The sequence below is a fragment of the Streptomyces sp. BK340 genome, from assembly GCF_007827595.1.
Taxonomy (GTDB): Bacteria; Actinomycetota; Actinomycetes; order Streptomycetales; family Streptomycetaceae; genus Streptomyces.
On record NZ_VISR01000012.1, the window covers coordinates 174669 to 189282 of the forward strand.

Annotated in this window: 11 protein-coding genes; 4 read left to right on the forward strand and 7 right to left on the reverse strand. The window is 73.8% G+C overall.

The genetic code is table 11. The annotated features are described in order from the left end of the window. Window positions 1-14: 14 nt before the first annotated feature. Window positions 15-2753, reverse strand: a complete 2739-nt coding sequence (locus tag FB157_RS22255; protein ID WP_186581632.1) for a SpoIIE family protein phosphatase/ATP-binding protein — start codon at window positions 2751-2753, stop codon at window positions 15-17. A gap of 83 nt (window positions 2754-2836) precedes the next feature. Further along, window positions 2837-5356, reverse strand: a complete 2520-nt coding sequence (locus FB157_RS22260) for a SpoIIE family protein phosphatase (RefSeq protein ID WP_145882355.1) — start codon at window positions 5354-5356, stop codon at window positions 2837-2839. Between the two features lie 281 nt (window positions 5357-5637). Here FB157_RS22260 and FB157_RS22265 point away from each other — a divergent pair, with 281 nt between their 5' ends. Further along, the gene (locus FB157_RS22265; protein ID WP_261386431.1) at window positions 5638-6798 is read left to right on the forward strand and encodes a hypothetical protein; all 1161 of its coding nucleotides are present in this window, start codon (window positions 5638-5640) and stop codon (window positions 6796-6798) included. A 170-nt stretch (window positions 6799-6968) separates the two neighbouring features. On the opposite strand, the gene FB157_RS22270 is transcribed toward FB157_RS22265, so the two are convergent. From FB157_RS22270 to FB157_RS22280, 3 genes are read right to left on the reverse strand one after another with little or no spacing between them, the layout of a single operon-like run. Beyond that, entirely contained in the window at window positions 6969-7664 is a 696-nt protein-coding gene (locus FB157_RS22270) for a 2-phosphosulfolactate phosphatase (RefSeq protein WP_145882357.1), read from the reverse strand. Window positions 7665-7704: 40 nt separating this feature from the next. After that, window positions 7705-7992 carry a DUF1232 domain-containing protein gene (locus tag FB157_RS22275; RefSeq protein ID WP_145882359.1) on the reverse strand — a complete coding sequence of 96 codons (288 nt, stop codon included), beginning with the start codon at window positions 7990-7992 and terminating at the stop codon, window positions 7705-7707. 22 nt (window positions 7993-8014) lie between these two features. Next, window positions 8015-9196, reverse strand: coding sequence for a hypothetical protein (locus FB157_RS22280; protein WP_145882361.1), 1182 nt, complete (start codon window positions 9194-9196; stop codon window positions 8015-8017). A gap of 366 nt (window positions 9197-9562) precedes the next feature. Here FB157_RS22280 and FB157_RS22285 point away from each other — a divergent pair, with 366 nt between their 5' ends. Both FB157_RS22285 and FB157_RS22290 read left to right on the forward strand, forming a co-directional pair. Continuing rightward, window positions 9563-9940: a PadR family transcriptional regulator gene (locus FB157_RS22285; RefSeq protein WP_145882426.1), complete on the forward strand. Its 378-nt coding sequence runs from the start codon at window positions 9563-9565 to the stop codon at window positions 9938-9940. Further along, window positions 9937-10953, forward strand: a complete 1017-nt coding sequence (locus FB157_RS22290; RefSeq protein ID WP_145882363.1) for a hypothetical protein — start codon at window positions 9937-9939, stop codon at window positions 10951-10953. Before FB157_RS22285 ends, FB157_RS22290 begins: the two co-directional genes overlap by 4 nt. Before the next feature lie 15 nt (window positions 10954-10968). Here FB157_RS22290 and FB157_RS22295 read toward each other — a convergent pair whose 3' ends face one another. Then, window positions 10969-11934 carry a DUF1152 domain-containing protein gene (locus FB157_RS22295; protein WP_145882365.1) on the reverse strand — a complete coding sequence of 322 codons (966 nt, stop codon included), beginning with the start codon at window positions 11932-11934 and terminating at the stop codon, window positions 10969-10971. Between the two features lie 74 nt (window positions 11935-12008). Continuing rightward, window positions 12009-13373 (reverse strand): FAD-dependent oxidoreductase, encoded by a 1365-nt coding sequence (locus FB157_RS22300; RefSeq protein ID WP_145882366.1) that lies wholly within the window; start codon window positions 13371-13373, stop codon window positions 12009-12011. A 167-nt stretch (window positions 13374-13540) separates the two neighbouring features. Between FB157_RS22300 and FB157_RS22305 the strand changes: the two genes are divergently transcribed. After that, window positions 13541-14602 (forward strand): NAD-dependent epimerase/dehydratase family protein, encoded by a 1062-nt coding sequence (locus FB157_RS22305; RefSeq protein ID WP_145882367.1) that lies wholly within the window; start codon window positions 13541-13543, stop codon window positions 14600-14602. Window positions 14603-14614: the final 12 nt, after the last annotated feature.

Genomic DNA, 14614 nt, shown 5'->3' on the forward strand with positions numbered 1-14614 from the left:
CCGCCCTCCCGGGCTCAGGGCAGCGGCTGCTCCGCCCAGATGATCTTGCCGTTGTGGGTGTAGCGGGTGCCCCAGCGCTCGGCGAGCTGGGCGACGAGGAACAGGCCGCGGCCTCCCTCGTCGGTGGTGGCCGCGTACCGCAGATGCGGGGAGGTCGTGCTGCGGTCGGAGACCTCGCAGATCAGCGTGCGGTCGCGCAGCAGCCGTACGCCGATCGGCCCGCGTCCGTAGCGGATGGCGTTGGTGACCAGCTCGCTCAGGATCAGCTCCGTCGTGAACGACATCTCGTCCAGGTCCCATTCGGCCAGCTGCCGGGTGACCGAGGCCCGTACTTCGGAGACGGCCACCGGATCCGAGGGCACCTGCCACTCGGCGACCCGGTCGGCGCCGAGGACACGGGTGCTGGCCACGATCAGCGCGACGTCGTCGCTGGGCCGGTTCGGGAGGCTGTCGAGCACCGCCCGGCAGGTGTCCTCGGGCGAGGCGCCGGGTGCTCGGCCGAGGGCCTCGCGCAACAGCTCGAGGCCCTCGTCGATGTCCCGGTCCCGGTCCTCCACCAGGCCGTCGGTGTACAGGACGAGGCGGCTGCCCTCCTCCAGCTCCAGATCGGCCGTCTCGAACGGCAGCCCGCCGAGGCCCAGCGGGGGACCGGCGGCCACGTCCGGGAACTCCACGCGGCCGTCGGGATGCACCAGAGCGGGCGGCGGATGGCCGGCCCGGGCCACCGTGCAGACCCGGGACACCGGGTCGTACACCGCGTACAGACATGTCGCGCCGGTGACCGCGGCGGCGCCGTCGGCCGGGGTCTCGTCCTGGTCGATCCGGCCCACCAGCTCGTCCAGCAGACCGAGGAGTTCGTCGGGCGGCAGATCGAGCGAGGAGAAGTTGTGCACCGCCGTGCGCAGTCGCCCCATCGTCGCCGCCGCGTGGAGTCCGTGGCCCACGACGTCCCCCACCACCATGGCCACCCGGGTGCCGGACAGCGGCAGTACGTCGAACCAGTCGCCGCCCACCCCCGCCTGCGCCGGCAGATAGCGGTAGGCGATCTCCAGGGCGCCCTGCTCCGGCAGGGAGCGCGGCAGCAGGCTGCGCTGGAGGGTCACCGCCATGCTGTGCTCACGGGTGTAGCGGCGGGCGTTGTCGATGGACACGGCGGCCCGCGCGACCAGTTCCTCGGCGAGGGCCAGGTCCTCGGCGTCGAACGGCTGCGGCTTCTCCGACCGATAGAAGTTGGCCACACCGAGGACCAGGGTGCCCGCCCGCAGCGGAATGGTGATCAGGGAGTGGATGCCGTGGGCCACGATCTTCCCGGTGTGCTCCAGGTCCTGGGCGAGCCAGCCGGGCGCCTCCCGCAGCACCGGCTCGACCACGGACTGCCCCGTCGTCAGACTCCGGGCCTGCGGCGAGGTCGGCACGAACCGGATGCGCTCGCCCACCGGATACAGCGGGGCGTCGTCTCGGACGCCGTTGCAGGCCGCCCGGCGCAGCGAGGTCCCGGGCCGCGGCTCCTCTCCGTTCAGCACCGCGTCGAACAGGTCCACGGTGACGTAGTCCGCGAACCGCGGCACGGCCAGCTCGGCCAGTTCCTGTGCCGTGCGGGCCACGTCCAGGCTGGTGCCGATGCCCACGCCGGCGTCGTACAGCATGTTCAGCCGCTCGCGCGCCACCTCCGCGCGGCCCGACAGGGCGCGCAGCTCCGTGGAGTCGCGCAGCGTGGTGACGCTGCCGGCCGGGCCGCCGCGCAGGTCGGTGGGGCGCTGGTTGACGGCCAGCAGCCGGTCCTTGACCAGATGCACCTCGTCCGTGGCCACCCGTCCGGAGGCCAGCAGCCCGGCCGTGTCGTCGTCCAGACCCAGCTCCAGCACATGACGCTGCTCGGCGTCCTCGGGCAGGTCCAGCAGCCGCTGCGCCTCGTCGTTGGCGAGCACCAGCCGGCCGTCGCCGCCCACGATGAGCACCCCCTCGCGGACGGCGTGCAGCACCGCGTCGTGGTGCTCGTACATCCGGGTCATCTCGTACGGGCCGAGGCCGTGCGTCTGGCGCAACAGGCGCCTGCTGACCAGGGCCGTGCCCCCGGTGGCCAGCGCGAGTGCCGCCGCGGCCGCCGCGAGCAGCAGGGGCAGCTGCTGGTCGGCGGCCCCGCCCACGTGCTCGGTGGTGATGCCGGACGAGACCAGGCCGACCACCTTGCCGCCGGCGTCCTTCACGGGGACGACGACCTGTACCAGTTCGCCTATCGTCCCGTGGATCTTCTCGACGACCGTGCCCCCGGCCACCGCCGGCGCGATGGTCCCGACGAACTTCTTGCCGATGCGGTCCGGCTCGGGATGGGTGTAGCGGATGCCGTCGGTGTTCATCACCACGACGAAGTCCACGCCCGACCCCTCGCGGGCGGCCTCGGCCTTCGGCTGCAGGATGGCCGTCGGATCCGGGGCGCGCAGCGCGGCCGCCGTGCCGGGCGCGTTGGCGAACGTCTGGGCGACGGCCAGGGAGCGGTTGAGGGCCTCCCTGGTGCTGTCGCGCTGCACCTGGAGCACCTGCGCCACCACGGCCGAGACGACCAGCAGCAGCACGATCACCACCTGGAGGAGGAACACCTGCCCGGCGACGCTGCGCCCGGTCACCGCCGCCCGCAGCACGCCCGGACGGCCGCCCTTCGCGCCCGAAGTGTCCTTCCGCGGGCCCTGCGGTGCGCGCGGTTGCCCGGAAGGACGGGACCGCCGGGTCTCGGACCGGCCGGGCAGACGCACCATGTGCCCATGTCTACACTGCCCGGCCCCGTCAGGCGAGGCCTTCGCCCGAGGCGAGAGCCGCCTGTTCCGGCGGCGGGCTCCGGTCACCGGCGGTGCGGGGTGCGCCGGGTGGCGAGCAGCAGCGCCACGTCGTCGGGGCGGTCGACGGCGTGCCGGGCGGTGGCGGTGATCCGGTCCGCGACCCCGGCCAGGGACCGGCCGCCGCGCCGTCCGGCGACCCCGCCGGCCCTCGCCAGCGCGAGGCGCAGCGCGGTGATGCCGTCGTCGATGTCGGCGCCGGGCCGCTCCACGAGGCCGTCGGTGTACAGGGCGAGGATCGCGTCCGGCTCCAACCGCAGATCGGTCACCGGGTACTGGGCGCACGGATCCACCCCGAGGACGACACCGCCCGGGATGTCCAGTATCTCGGTACGTCCGTCGGGGCGGCGCAGCAGCGGCGGCGGATGTCCCGCCCGGGCGGCCCGGGCCTGCCCGGTGGCCGGGTCGAGACGGACGTAGCAGCAGCTGGCGAACTGGCCCGGATCGAGGTCGATGAGCAGGTGGTTCGTGCCGCTCAGCACCTCGTCGGGCGGCCGGTCGCCGAGCGCGAAGGCGCGTACGGCGCTGCGCAGCTGGCCCATGGTGGCCGCCGCCTGCACCCCGTGCCCCTGCACATCGCCGATGACCAGCGCCAGCCCGTCCCCGGCCTCGACGACGTCGTACCAGTCACCGCCGACGTCCATGCCCTGGGTGCCCGGCAGATAGCGGCCCGCCGTCTCCACCTGCGGGTGCGCCGACAGCCGCCGGGGCAGCAGGGCCTGCTGCAGGCCGCGGGCGAGCGCGGCCTCGGTGTCGTAGCGCTGTGCCTTCTCCATCGCGTGCGCGATCAGCCCGGCGAGCGCGGTCAGGACCGTCTGCTCCTCCGTGCTGAAGCTGCGCGACCGGTCGAAGCCGAGGATGCAGGAGCCGACCGGCCGCCCCGACGCGATCAGCGGCAGGAAGGCACGGGCGCCCTCCTCGGCGTCCAGGGGTATGCCCGGGTAGGTGGCCGCCAGCTGCTGCATGGACTCGAAGAAGATCGGACGGCCGGTCGTGAGGGTCTCCACGCCGGGCAGGTGCGCGTCGAGGCCGACGCCCTCGAAGGGGGAGAGGAAGCCCTGCGGGAATCCGGTCTCCCAGGCCAGGTACAGATGCCGGTCCTGGAGCAGGTAGATGGCCAGGCGGCGGCCGCCGAACGCGGGCAGCAGCTCCTGCATCACGACCGCAGACACCTGCCGGGCGGTCACGGCGTCCGTCAGCGCGATGGCGAGGGCGATGGGCCGGTACAGCGGCGTCAGCGAGTGATCGCCGGGCACCGAGTCCTCCGGGGTGTGCGGCTCGGCCTCGGCCGGGCCTTCGGAAGAGGGTTCGGCGGGCGCGTCGACATGGCTGGCCGGGACGAGCGTGCAGGTCAGGATGTCCGGGCCGGGATGCACCGAGAGGGCGAGCCAGTCGCCCCCACCGGTTGCCGCACGGCCGGCGGCCGGACGCCGGACGTGCACGTGCACTGGCTCCTGGGACAGCAGCGCGCTGCGCAGATGGTCGTCGTACGGCGGACCGCCCAGCCACGGCATCGCCTCCCACAGCGGACGGCCGAGCAGCCACGCCCGCTCCCGGCCCGCCATGCGCGCCGCGGCCGCGTTGACGTACACGAGCAGCCCGAGCCGGTCCAGGCAGAACACCCCTTGCGGCAGCATGTCGGCCGCGCCGTCAGCCGAGGCACCCGGGCCGGGGTCGAAGACGGTTCCGGCGACCAGGGACGCCTCGCGGGCCTCGGTCGCCGGGGCCAGGTCGACGAGGCGCGGGGTCCCTTCCGCCGACCACACGTTCAGGGGCGCGGCCGGCGGCTTCCCGGCGCCCGCGTCGCGCAGTGCGGCCAGGATCCGGTGCGCCTCGGCCGGGGACACGGCGTCCGCGAGCGCCGGGCCGGTCCCCGCGAACTCCGCCGGATCCAGCCCGAGCAGCGCGTACAGCCGGTCGTCCGGGTGCACCGCCGACGTTTCCGGATCCCAGGTGAAGCGCCCCACGCGCGCCTGCGCGGGCCGGGTGGCGGGCGGTCGTACACAATGGGGTTCCCCGTCCCAGGCGATGACCGCCTCGTCCCCGTCGGCGAGAGCGAGCAGCTCGGCTCCGAGGCCCTCGGCGAGCCGTGCGAGCAGTTCGCGGTCCAGCAGGTCGTCCACGGTGTCCGTCGCCGCCGGGCGCAGCACGGTGAGCACCCCGAGGGGCTCGGTCCCGCCCGGCACGGGCACGTGCACCGAGCCGAACGGGAAGGGCAGACCCGCCGCGAACTGGGGATACCGGCGCACCGTGTCCGTGGCGTTCGACAGCACCACCTGGACGCCCAGCCGGTAGGCGTCGGCCACCGGGAAGGGCCGGCCGACGTGCAGTCGCCACCAGGGCCGGAAGAGCGGGCCGGGCAGCCCGACGAGCACCGCGAGGCGCAGCAGCCCCGGGGTGCTGGAGCGCAGGTACACGCCCGCCACGTGCGCTCCGGCCGCGCCGAGCGCGCCGGTCGAGGCGTCGACCAGCAGCGTGGTCAGCCGCGCCCGCGAACGGACCGCCGGCTCTCCGCTCCCAGCCATGGGCCCTACCTCGTCCCGTACCGCCGGGTGGATGACACAAGAATGCGCCTCGTGGGTGGCGTGACGCACCTGGGCGGGAGAAGACGGTACTGCAGGGTCGCGGCCCTGGGGAGGGGCCCGTACGGACCTGGTACCGCGCACTTCACACCTGTGCCGCACCCGGGTGGCGGGGCGTCGTACGCGCTCCTAGTAATGGACTGCGTGATTCCGCCCCGCGGACTGCGTGATTCCGCGCCGCGCGCGGCACGCCGGTGTGGCCGCACCCTTCCTCTGGAGCCCAGATGACCAGCTCTCCGTCGCCCCGTCCCGACGACTCCTCCGGCATACCCGCCGCACCGGCCGCCACCGCGGTCGCCGCCCCGTCCCCCGACCCCGACACCTGGCCCGAGGTGCTCCTGGGGGCGAGCCCCGAGGCCCCGTGTGCGGAGGACCCCTGCGAGGATCCCCTGCCCGGTCTGGTCCGCGCGGCCGTGGCCGACCGCCCCCTGGAGGACGTCGTCCGGCTCATCACGCTGCTGGAACGGCGGCCCGAGCACGCCCGGACCACCACCGAGGCGCTGCGCGCGGCCGGTGTCGGCCGGTCCCTGGAGGACGTCACCCGCCTGGTCACCCTCCTCACCCGGCCGCCCCGCACCAGCGGCAGCGCCGACGAGGCGATCCGCGCCGCCGCCGAGTGCCGCCCGCTGGAGGAGGTCACCCGGCTGATGGAACTGCTGCGCAGTACCCCCGTGGAGCCCCACTGCGTGCGTGCCGCGGTCGAGGCGGTGGCCGTCGGCCGCCCCGTCGAGGAGCTCGCCGAGCTGATCGCCCGCCTCGCCGCCGAGCGGCCCGCGCACGGGACGGCGCTGCCCGAGCCGATGGTGGCGGAGGCCGCCGGGCCGGCACCGGTGCCCGTCGAGAGGGCCCCGGTGCCTGTCGACACGCAGCCCGCCGTCGCCATCGCCGTTCCGGCACCGGACGAAGCCACCCCGGTACCGGACGAGGCTGCCCCGGGGCCCGGGCGGACCGGCGAGCGCACCCCGGATGGCGGGTCCGGGTCCCCGAAGACGCCCAAGTGGCCGGCCCGCGTCGCCGCCCTGCTGATGTTCCTCTGCGGTGCGGCACACGCACCGCGCTACTGGGAGGGCCTGTCCCAGCCTGTCCTGCAGGCCACCCTGACGGCCTCGGGGCTCTGCGTCCTGCTGGCCCTCGTACTGCCGGTTCGGACGGTACCGGTCCGACTGGCCGCGGCCACCGTGTCGCTGCTGTTCACCACCGCGCTCGCCGCGGTGCAGGTACTCGGCGGCACCATCGGCCACCAGGACCGGACCTGGCTCCGGTCCGCCCTCCTGGCCCCACCGTGGCTCGCCGGCACGGTGGCAGCGACTGCCGCGGTCGCTGCGCTCGTGGGGCTGCTCGCCACGCTCGTGACGGCTGACGCCCGCCGTACGGAGGAATGCTGAGCGCGGCGCCGTGGCTGTGCCGGCGGACGGCGGGCCAGGCCGCCGCAGCCGCGCGGAGGGGTGTCGAGCCTGGCTGATGCACCCGCGCCGACCGGTGTCGGACCGGGCCGTCGTACCCGCGCCGACGGGCGTCGGACCGGGCCGCCGTAGCCGCGTGGACGGGCGCCCGGTCAGGCCCCCGCATCCACGGCCACCGGCCGGAGCACCAAGTGGCCGTCCATGCGGGTCGCCGCCATGGCGAACGGGAACGTGTCCGCCTCCAGGCACATCGCAGCGTCCTCGGGGTGGACACCCTCCCAGCCGAGTCGAACACCCTTCGCGAGCCGGGCGGCGCCGTCGGAGTGCCGGGCCCGGTCCAGGTAGGGCGCGGGATCGGCGGTGGGTGAGCCGGCGCGGGCCGCGATGTACTGGGCGCAGGCCAGATCCTCCTCGGCCCGCCCGCCGTCCCCGGTGACGACGAAGGTCACCGTGTCCGGCCGGGCTCGCCGCAGGACCTCGGCGGTCGCCCCGGCCACCAGGAAACTCGCGCACAGCAGCAGCCGCGCGTCCGCGACCGCCAGCGCTCCGGCCGTCCCGGCGGTGGTCTTCTGCACGACCGTGCGGCCCCGCACGTCGAGCGAGCGCAGCAGGGCGGGCGAGTTGGCCAGGTCGAACCCCGGCACCGGCGGCCCGTCCTGAAACGCCAGCCAGCCCGGGTGGCGGGTCTTCAGCCCCAGGGCCTCCTCCTGCGTACCGGCGAAGACGATCTTCTCCGCGCCGCGCCGGAACGCCCAGGCGGCGACGGTGAACGCGCGCATCACGTCGACGACCACGGCGACGTCGGGGGAGACCGGCCGATCGGGGATCCCGGTGAAAGTGGGCTGCATCGCTCCATGATGCGGCAACCGGCCCTCGCGCAGGGGAAGTTCAGTACTCCGCAGGTCCGGGCGGCAGCGTGCGGGCGGCGCGCAGGCTGCGCAGCGCGAGGAGCAGGACGGCGATGTCGTCCAGGTAGACCGGGTCGGGCAACAGGTCGGTGGGCAGCACCAGATACAGGATCGCGCCCCAGAACACCCAGCGCGGCCCCGTCGGCAGCCCGGCCCGCTGCAGGGTCCGCCGGGCGCGCACCAGCCGCACGAGCAGCCAGACGGCCACGCCGAGCAGCAGCGCCGCGACGACGCCGACGATCACCAGCAGGGTCGTGGTGGAATCCATGCGGCCTCCTGTCCCTCCTGGCTCACGCCGGGTCGGTGGTGTCCGTGCCGTCGCCGTCGGGGGAGGCGTCCGGGCGCGAACCCTTCGTGCTGAACTTCAGCCGTTCGAAGGTCCGTGTCAACTGCTGCAGCGCGGAGGGCGTCCGGTCGCCGGGCCGCTCCGGCCGGCGGGGCGAGGTGTGCGGGGCGGGCGCGTCGCGGTAGGCGGCCAGTGCCTGGTGGGCCTGCTCGGCGGCCTCCCGGTACAGGTCCCGGGACTTCGTCATGGCCTCCAGCGCCTCGGCGTACATCGCGACCAGTCGGCGTTCCCGCTCCAGCTCCTCCTGGAGGGTCAGCAGGGTCCAGTTGTCGCGCAGGTCCGCCAGCGCCTCCGCGGCGCCCCGCGGCAGCGGCCGGGGCAGGGCGGCGAACTGCCGCAGGGTCGCGACGAGTTCGGTCGGCTCGGAGCCGTCCAGGAAGACGCTGCGCACACTGTGTTCCCGGCGGTCGTAGCCCTCCGGCGCGGGGTCCGGTGGCAGCAGTACGGCACCGCCGCGCGGCACCTCGACGCCGAGGTCCTTCAACGCCCAGTTGACGGCTCGGAGCTGCTGCGGCGCGGCCCGGTGCTCCAGCACGCGGTGCCGCAGCCCGGGCGGCAGCAGCTGGGCCAGCGGCAGCCGGCCGCGCTCGTCCGGGGTCATCGCCTCGTGCACGACGAGGTTCACGCACCACGCCTCGCGGGACGCGCCCCGCAGCCGGCGCCGCATCTCCTTGTCGTCCTCGGGCAGCGCGTTCACCTGCCGGAAGCGCAGGCCCGCCACGGTGGGGTGGTGGTCCCAGGCACCGTCGGCGCCCTCCGCCGGCCCGGCCTCGGGCCAGAACAGCGTCGCAGGCGAGGGCCAGGCCTCGTCCCAGGGGCGCTCCGCCTCCGCGACGAGCGTCCACTGCCGCCCCTCGGGCCGGTCCTGCAGGGGGACGAGGGTGAGGCGGGCCCGCACGGCCACGGTGCTGTCGGCCCGCCAGCGCGCCTCGAAGATCTGTTCGCGGGATTGCTCGGGGGATTCCCCGGTCACAGGGGGCTCGGCGAAGTCGTCGATGTCCCCGCTCTCCCTGTGTCGGCGCAGGGTGCGGCGGACGACGTCCTCGGCGGTGGGACCGGTGTGGCGGCCCCGGGCCGCCCAGAGGGTCTGCGGAATGGTGGCGTGGTCGGTGGCGGAGTTCGACATGGGCCAATCTGCTGATGGGGGCGGGTGCGCCTCCCAGTATCACCGCCCGGGGGCGGTACGGGTCGGGCGGGGCCCCGGGGTGGCGCGCCGCCGCGGCCGTGCGCCCCGCGTACGGGGTGTGCGCCCCGCACCCGGGGGACGCGGCGCCCGCCTCACATGAGCGCTGTTCACACGTCCCCGGACCGTCCCTCGGTACCGAAAACTGTCCGTCGAACGGGGTCCGCCCTCCCATCCGTTCAGGGGCAGGCCCCGTTCACCATGCGCGGCGAGCCCGCCGGGTCTCGCCCGGGACGGCCGTGCCCGCCCGGCACACGACTCGATATATATCGGCTGCCGATATATTCTGCTCGCATGGCATCGAGGAACATGACCAGAGCGGCGTTCTTCGTCCTCACGGCGCTGGCCGACCAGCCGCGGCACGGCTACGGCATCCTGCGCGAGGTCGAGGAGCTGTCCGACGGAGAGGTGCAGTTGCGGGTCGGCACCCTTTACGGGGTGCTGGACCGGCTGACCGCCGACGGACTGATCGTGCTGGACCGGGAGGAGGTGCAGCAGGGCCGCCTGCGGCGCTACTACCGGCTCACCGAGGACGGAGTGGCGGCCCTCGACGCGGAGGCGGAGCGCATGGCCGCCGGCGCCGGTGCCGCCAAGCGGCGCATCGCCGAGGGCCGCCGGGCCGCCGCACCGGCCGACACCGCCCCCGAACGCCCCACGGCACCCGGACTCGCGGGAGGCTTCGCATGACCACGCTGCTGGAATCCCGCTACCGTGCCGTCCTTCGCCTGCTCCCCGCCTACTACCGGCGTGAACGGGAGGAGGAGATGGTCGAGACGTACCTGTGGGACGTCGACCGCGACACACAGGACCAGAGCCGGCCCACCCTGGGCGAGGCGGCGAGCATCGCGGCCCTCGCCGTGCGCAGCCGGCTGGGAGCGCCGGGGGCGCCGCGCCGCTACGTCCTCCTCGGCTCGACCGTCCGGCTCTTCGCGCTGTTCGCCGTGCTGGTCCAGGCGGCCGCGGGGGTCGTCGAGCTGGTCCTGGAGCTGACCTGGGCCGTCGGCCGGGGCGGCTCGGGGCGGCACCTGTTCCTGTCGCAGTTCACCGGCCAGGGACTGCTCACCGCGGTGGTCACCGCCGCCCAGTGGATCCTTCCGCTGCTGTGGACGGTCGCGTACTTCGCCCTCCTTCACGACCGCCGACGCCTCGCCCGGACGGCCGCGCTGTGCGCCGCGCTGCCCACCCTCTGGCCGCTGCTCGGCCCGCTGACGGGCGCCATGGTCCCCGCGGACCCGGCGTTCGCCGCCTCCTTCGGGCTTCTGGCCTGGCTGCCGGCCCTCGCGCTGTGCGCCTCCCACCACCGGGACGCACCCCCGGCCCGGCTCCCCGCCGGTACCCCAGGGCTGGTCCTCATGACCGCCTGCGTGGTGATGGGGGCGTCCATCGTGGTGCTGCCCGCCCTCCCCGACCTGGCGTGGGCCCCCGCGAGCTGCTTCGTCGTCGGCGCGTCCGGCTGGCTCCTGTGGCAGACCCGGAGCGGTGACCGTACGACACCGGGCGGCGCGCTCGCCCTGGCCGCTCTCGGCCTGCTGATCCTGGCCGTCCGGGTCGCGGCTCTCTATCCCTGGCTCCATGTGCCCGTGCCCGGCGCCTACCTCGGCGGCGGTCTCGTGCAGACGGCCGCGCTCGCCCTGCTGACCCCGACGCTCGCGGTGGTCGGCCGCCGGGACCTGGCCGCGGCCGAGCCGGAACTGTCGTGACCGGCGCGCCCCGGCTCAGTGCGGGAACGCCCGGGGCGCCCGCTGGCGCGGCAGCTCGTCCCGGAACCCGGCGATCGCCGAGCTGATCTGCCGCATCAGCATCGTGCCCTCCAGTCGGTCGAGGTAGAGGTTCGCACGGGCCAGCGCGGGCAGGTCCACACAGAAGTAGAGGGACATCAGCGGGTTGACGAACAGCTCGCTGTCCCGGGTGCGCTCGGTGAACCGCACGTCACCGAAGTCCCCGCGCACGGCGGCCGCGACCGAGCCGTGGACGATGCTGGGGTGGCTCTCGTGGCACTGCTGGGCGTGCGCCACCGCGTCGAGATAGAGCGCGCCCTCCTGGCTCGCCCCGGGGAGCGAGAACGCGCCGAGATAAGCGCCCTCGCGGTCCAGGGCGGCCAGGTTCTCCAGGAACAGGGAGTGGTTGACGCCGTGGTAGGCGTCCACCCCGAAGCCCAGGCAGGCCACCAGCCGGTGCGGGACCTCGTCGAGACCGGCGACGGCGGCCAGGCTCGCCATGTCCTCCTCCGGCGTGCCGAGCCCGTGTTCGTCCCCGCGCATCAGGATGTCGGTACCGCCGTCCACCAGCACGACGGCGTCCACGCCGCCCAGATGATCGAGGAGCGCCCGGTAGGCGGCGCGCAGCGGCTCGACGCCCGTACGGGGAAAGGCGTACACGGTGTCGGGCATCCCCTGCGACCCGAGCCATCGGGCGAGCGCGCGCTCGGGGAAGTAGTCGCCGCGCAGCGGGGTGTCCGGACGGACGGCGGCGACGTCCTCCGCCACCCAGGTGTCCAGATTCAGGCCGTACAGGTCGGAGAAGGACAGGTTGGCCAGGTGGACCTCCGCACCGGCCGACCGCAGTGCGAACGCCAGGGGCAGTCCGGCGTAGACGTCGAAACCGCCGCCCGCACCGGCGACGAGCACCCGGCGCGCCTCGCGCAGGCGGGTGAAGAAGAGGGGCTCACGCAGGGAGAACACCTCAGGACCCTAACAGGGGCCCTGGGAGGCCTCGTTGGACTCGCTTCCGAGGCCTCCCAGGGCGCTCCCGGGAATCAGGCTCCGCTCTCCCGGAGCATGTCCTCGCGCTCGACGATCTTCACGCGCTCACGGCCCTGCGGCTCGCCAAGGGCTCGCTCGGCGGCGTCCAGCTTGTACCAGCCCTCCCAGGTGGTGAAGCGGACCTCGCGCTCGGCGAGGAACGCGTCCACGGACTCCGGCGCGGGGGAGTCCGGGGTGTGCAGACGGCCGTTCGCGAAGTCGTCCAGCAGGTTGGACACGGTCTCGTTGGCGTCACCCTTGGTGTGGCCGATCAGGCCGACCGGGCCGCGCCGGATCCAGCCGGTGACGTACGTCGACCGGAGGTGGTTGCCGCTCTCCTCGATGACCCGGCCGCCCTGGTCCGGGACCGTGCCGGACTCGATGTCCCACGGCAGCTTGGGCAGCTTGTCGGAGAGGTAGCCGACGGCGCGGTAGACCGCGGTGACGTCCCAGTCCTTGAACTCGCCGGTGCCCTTGACGTTGCCGGTGCCGTCGAGGGCGGTGCGCTCGGTGCGCAGGCCGACCACCCTGCCGTCCTCGCCGAGGATCTCCGAGGGCGACTCGAAGAAGTGCAGGAACAGCTTGTGGGGCCGGTCGCCGACGTCCCGGATCGCCCAGTTCTCCAGGGTCTTGGCGACCATGTCGGCCTGCTTGTTGCCGCGCCGGGTCTCGATCGAGCCCGCGTCGTAGTCGATGTCCTCGGGGTCGACGATGACCTCGATGTTGGGGGAGTGGTCCAGCTCGCGCAGCTCCATCGGGCTGAACTTGGCCTGTGCCGGGCCACGGCGGCCGAAGACGTGGATCTCCACGGCCTTGTTCGCCTTCAGGCCGTCGTAGACGTTCGCGGGTATCTCGGTCGGCAGCAGCTCGTCCGCCGTCTTGGCGAGGATCCGGGCCACGTCGAGCGCCACGTTGCCGACGCCGAGCACGGCGACCTTCTCGGCCTCCAGCGGCCAGGTGCGCGGCACGTCCGGGTGGCCGTCGTACCAGGACACGAAGTCGGCGGCGCCGTACGAACCTTCCAGCTCGATGCCCGGGACCGGCAGATCCCGGTCGGCCGTCGCGCCGGTGGAGAAGATCACCGCGTCGTAGAAGGAACGCAGGTCGTCCAGGCTGATGTCGTTCGGGTAGTCGACGTTGCCGAACAGCCGGATCTGGGGCTTGTCGAGCACCTGGTGCAGGGCGGTGATGATGCCCTTGATGCGCGGGTGGTCGGGCGCCACGCCGTACCGGATCAGGCCGAACGGGGCGGGCATCCGCTCGAAGAGGTCGATGGAGACGCCGGGGTCGGCGGCCACCTCGGACTTGAGCAGGGCGTCGGCGGCGTAGATCCCGGCGGGGCCGGCTCCGACGATGGCTACCCGCAGGGGGCGCGGCATGATCAGTTCCCTTCGAGCGTGATCAGATACTCGAGTGGGAAGCCTAGACTAAGGCAGACCTAAGTTAGTACACGGGTCCGGTCTATGACCTCATAAGTGGATCTTATGACTTCTCCAGGGGTCTCTTATGGAGGTCTCCTGCCCGGGGTCTCGTCGGAGGAGGGCGCGTGGGCGGAGGCGGGGAGACGACCGTCGTGGTGACCGGCGGCAGCGGCTTCGTCGGCAGCCATCTCGTACGGCGGCTGCTGGAGCGGGGATACCAGGTCCGCACCACTGTACGCAGCACCGGCGACGCGGCGAAGGTGCGGCCGCTGTGGGAGATGCAGGAGGCGTTTCCGAACCGACTGGCGTTGTTCGAGGCGGACTTGCTGAAGGAGGGCTCGTTCGACGAGGCGTTCCGCGGCTGCCCGGTCGTCTTCCACGTGGCCTCGCCGTTCCTCATGCCGGAGCGGATCAGGGACGCCCGGCGGGACGTGGTGGACCCGGCGCTGCTCGGCACCCGCAACGTGCTGGCGAGCATCGAGCGGACCCCGGAGGCCCGGACCCTGGTGTTCACCTCCACCGTGGGCGCGGTGTTCGGTGACTACGCGGACGTCCTGCACATGGACGGCCAGGTGCTGTCCGAGCGGTACTTCAACACCACCAGCACGCCCGAGAACAACCCCTACCACTATGCCAAGACCGTCGCCGAACGCGCGGCCTGGGACGCCGAGGCCGCACAGGACCGCTGGCGCATGGTGTCCGTCAACCCCGGCCTGATACTGGGCCCTTCCCTCCCCCCCGCCTCCGAGTCCGGCAGTCTCTTCCTCCTCGACGAGCTGTTCAAGGGCTACTTCTGCTACGGCGCCCCCGACTTCAGCTTCACCACGGCCGACGTGCGGGACGTGGCCGACGCGCACATCGCGGCCGCCGAGAACCCCCGGGCCAGGGGCCGTTACATCGTGGCGGCCGAGGCGATGACGTCGTTCCACGAGATGGCACGCATCATCCGCACCCGCCACCCCTACGACCCGCGCCTGCCGCGCACCGCGCTCCCGCACTGGCCGGTACGCATCCTGGGTCCCTCCTTCGGCCTCACCCAGGACTACATGCGCAAGCACCTCGGCATCCGCTTCCGCGTCGACAACCGCCGCGGTGTCGACGAACTGGGGCTCACCTACCGGCCGGTGGCCGAGACCCTGCTCGACCACTACGAGAACTGGCGCGCGCGACGGCGCCGACCGGGCTGAGGCGAGCCCGCC

Coding starts and splice junctions, on each gene's coding strand:
- FB157_RS22265 (WP_261386431.1), top strand. CDS start 5,638: ATGACCAGCTCTCCGTCGCCCCGTCCCGACGACTCCTCCGGCATACCC.
- FB157_RS22260 (WP_145882355.1), bottom strand. CDS start 5,356: ATGGCTGGGAGCGGAGAGCCGGCGGTCCGTTCGCGGGCGCGGCTGACC.
- FB157_RS22275 (WP_145882359.1), bottom strand. CDS start 7,992: ATGGATTCCACCACGACCCTGCTGGTGATCGTCGGCGTCGTCGCGGCG.
- FB157_RS22285 (WP_145882426.1), top strand. CDS start 9,563: ATGACCAGAGCGGCGTTCTTCGTCCTCACGGCGCTGGCCGACCAGCCG.
- FB157_RS22300 (WP_145882366.1), bottom strand. CDS start 13,373: ATGCCGCGCCCCCTGCGGGTAGCCATCGTCGGAGCCGGCCCCGCCGGG.
- FB157_RS22270 (WP_145882357.1), bottom strand. CDS start 7,664: ATGCAGCCCACTTTCACCGGGATCCCCGATCGGCCGGTCTCCCCCGAC.
- FB157_RS22255 (WP_186581632.1), bottom strand. CDS start 2,753: ATGGTGCGTCTGCCCGGCCGGTCCGAGACCCGGCGGTCCCGTCCTTCC.
- FB157_RS22290 (WP_145882363.1), top strand. CDS start 9,937: ATGACCACGCTGCTGGAATCCCGCTACCGTGCCGTCCTTCGCCTGCTC.
- FB157_RS22280 (WP_145882361.1), bottom strand. CDS start 9,196: ATGTCGAACTCCGCCACCGACCACGCCACCATTCCGCAGACCCTCTGG.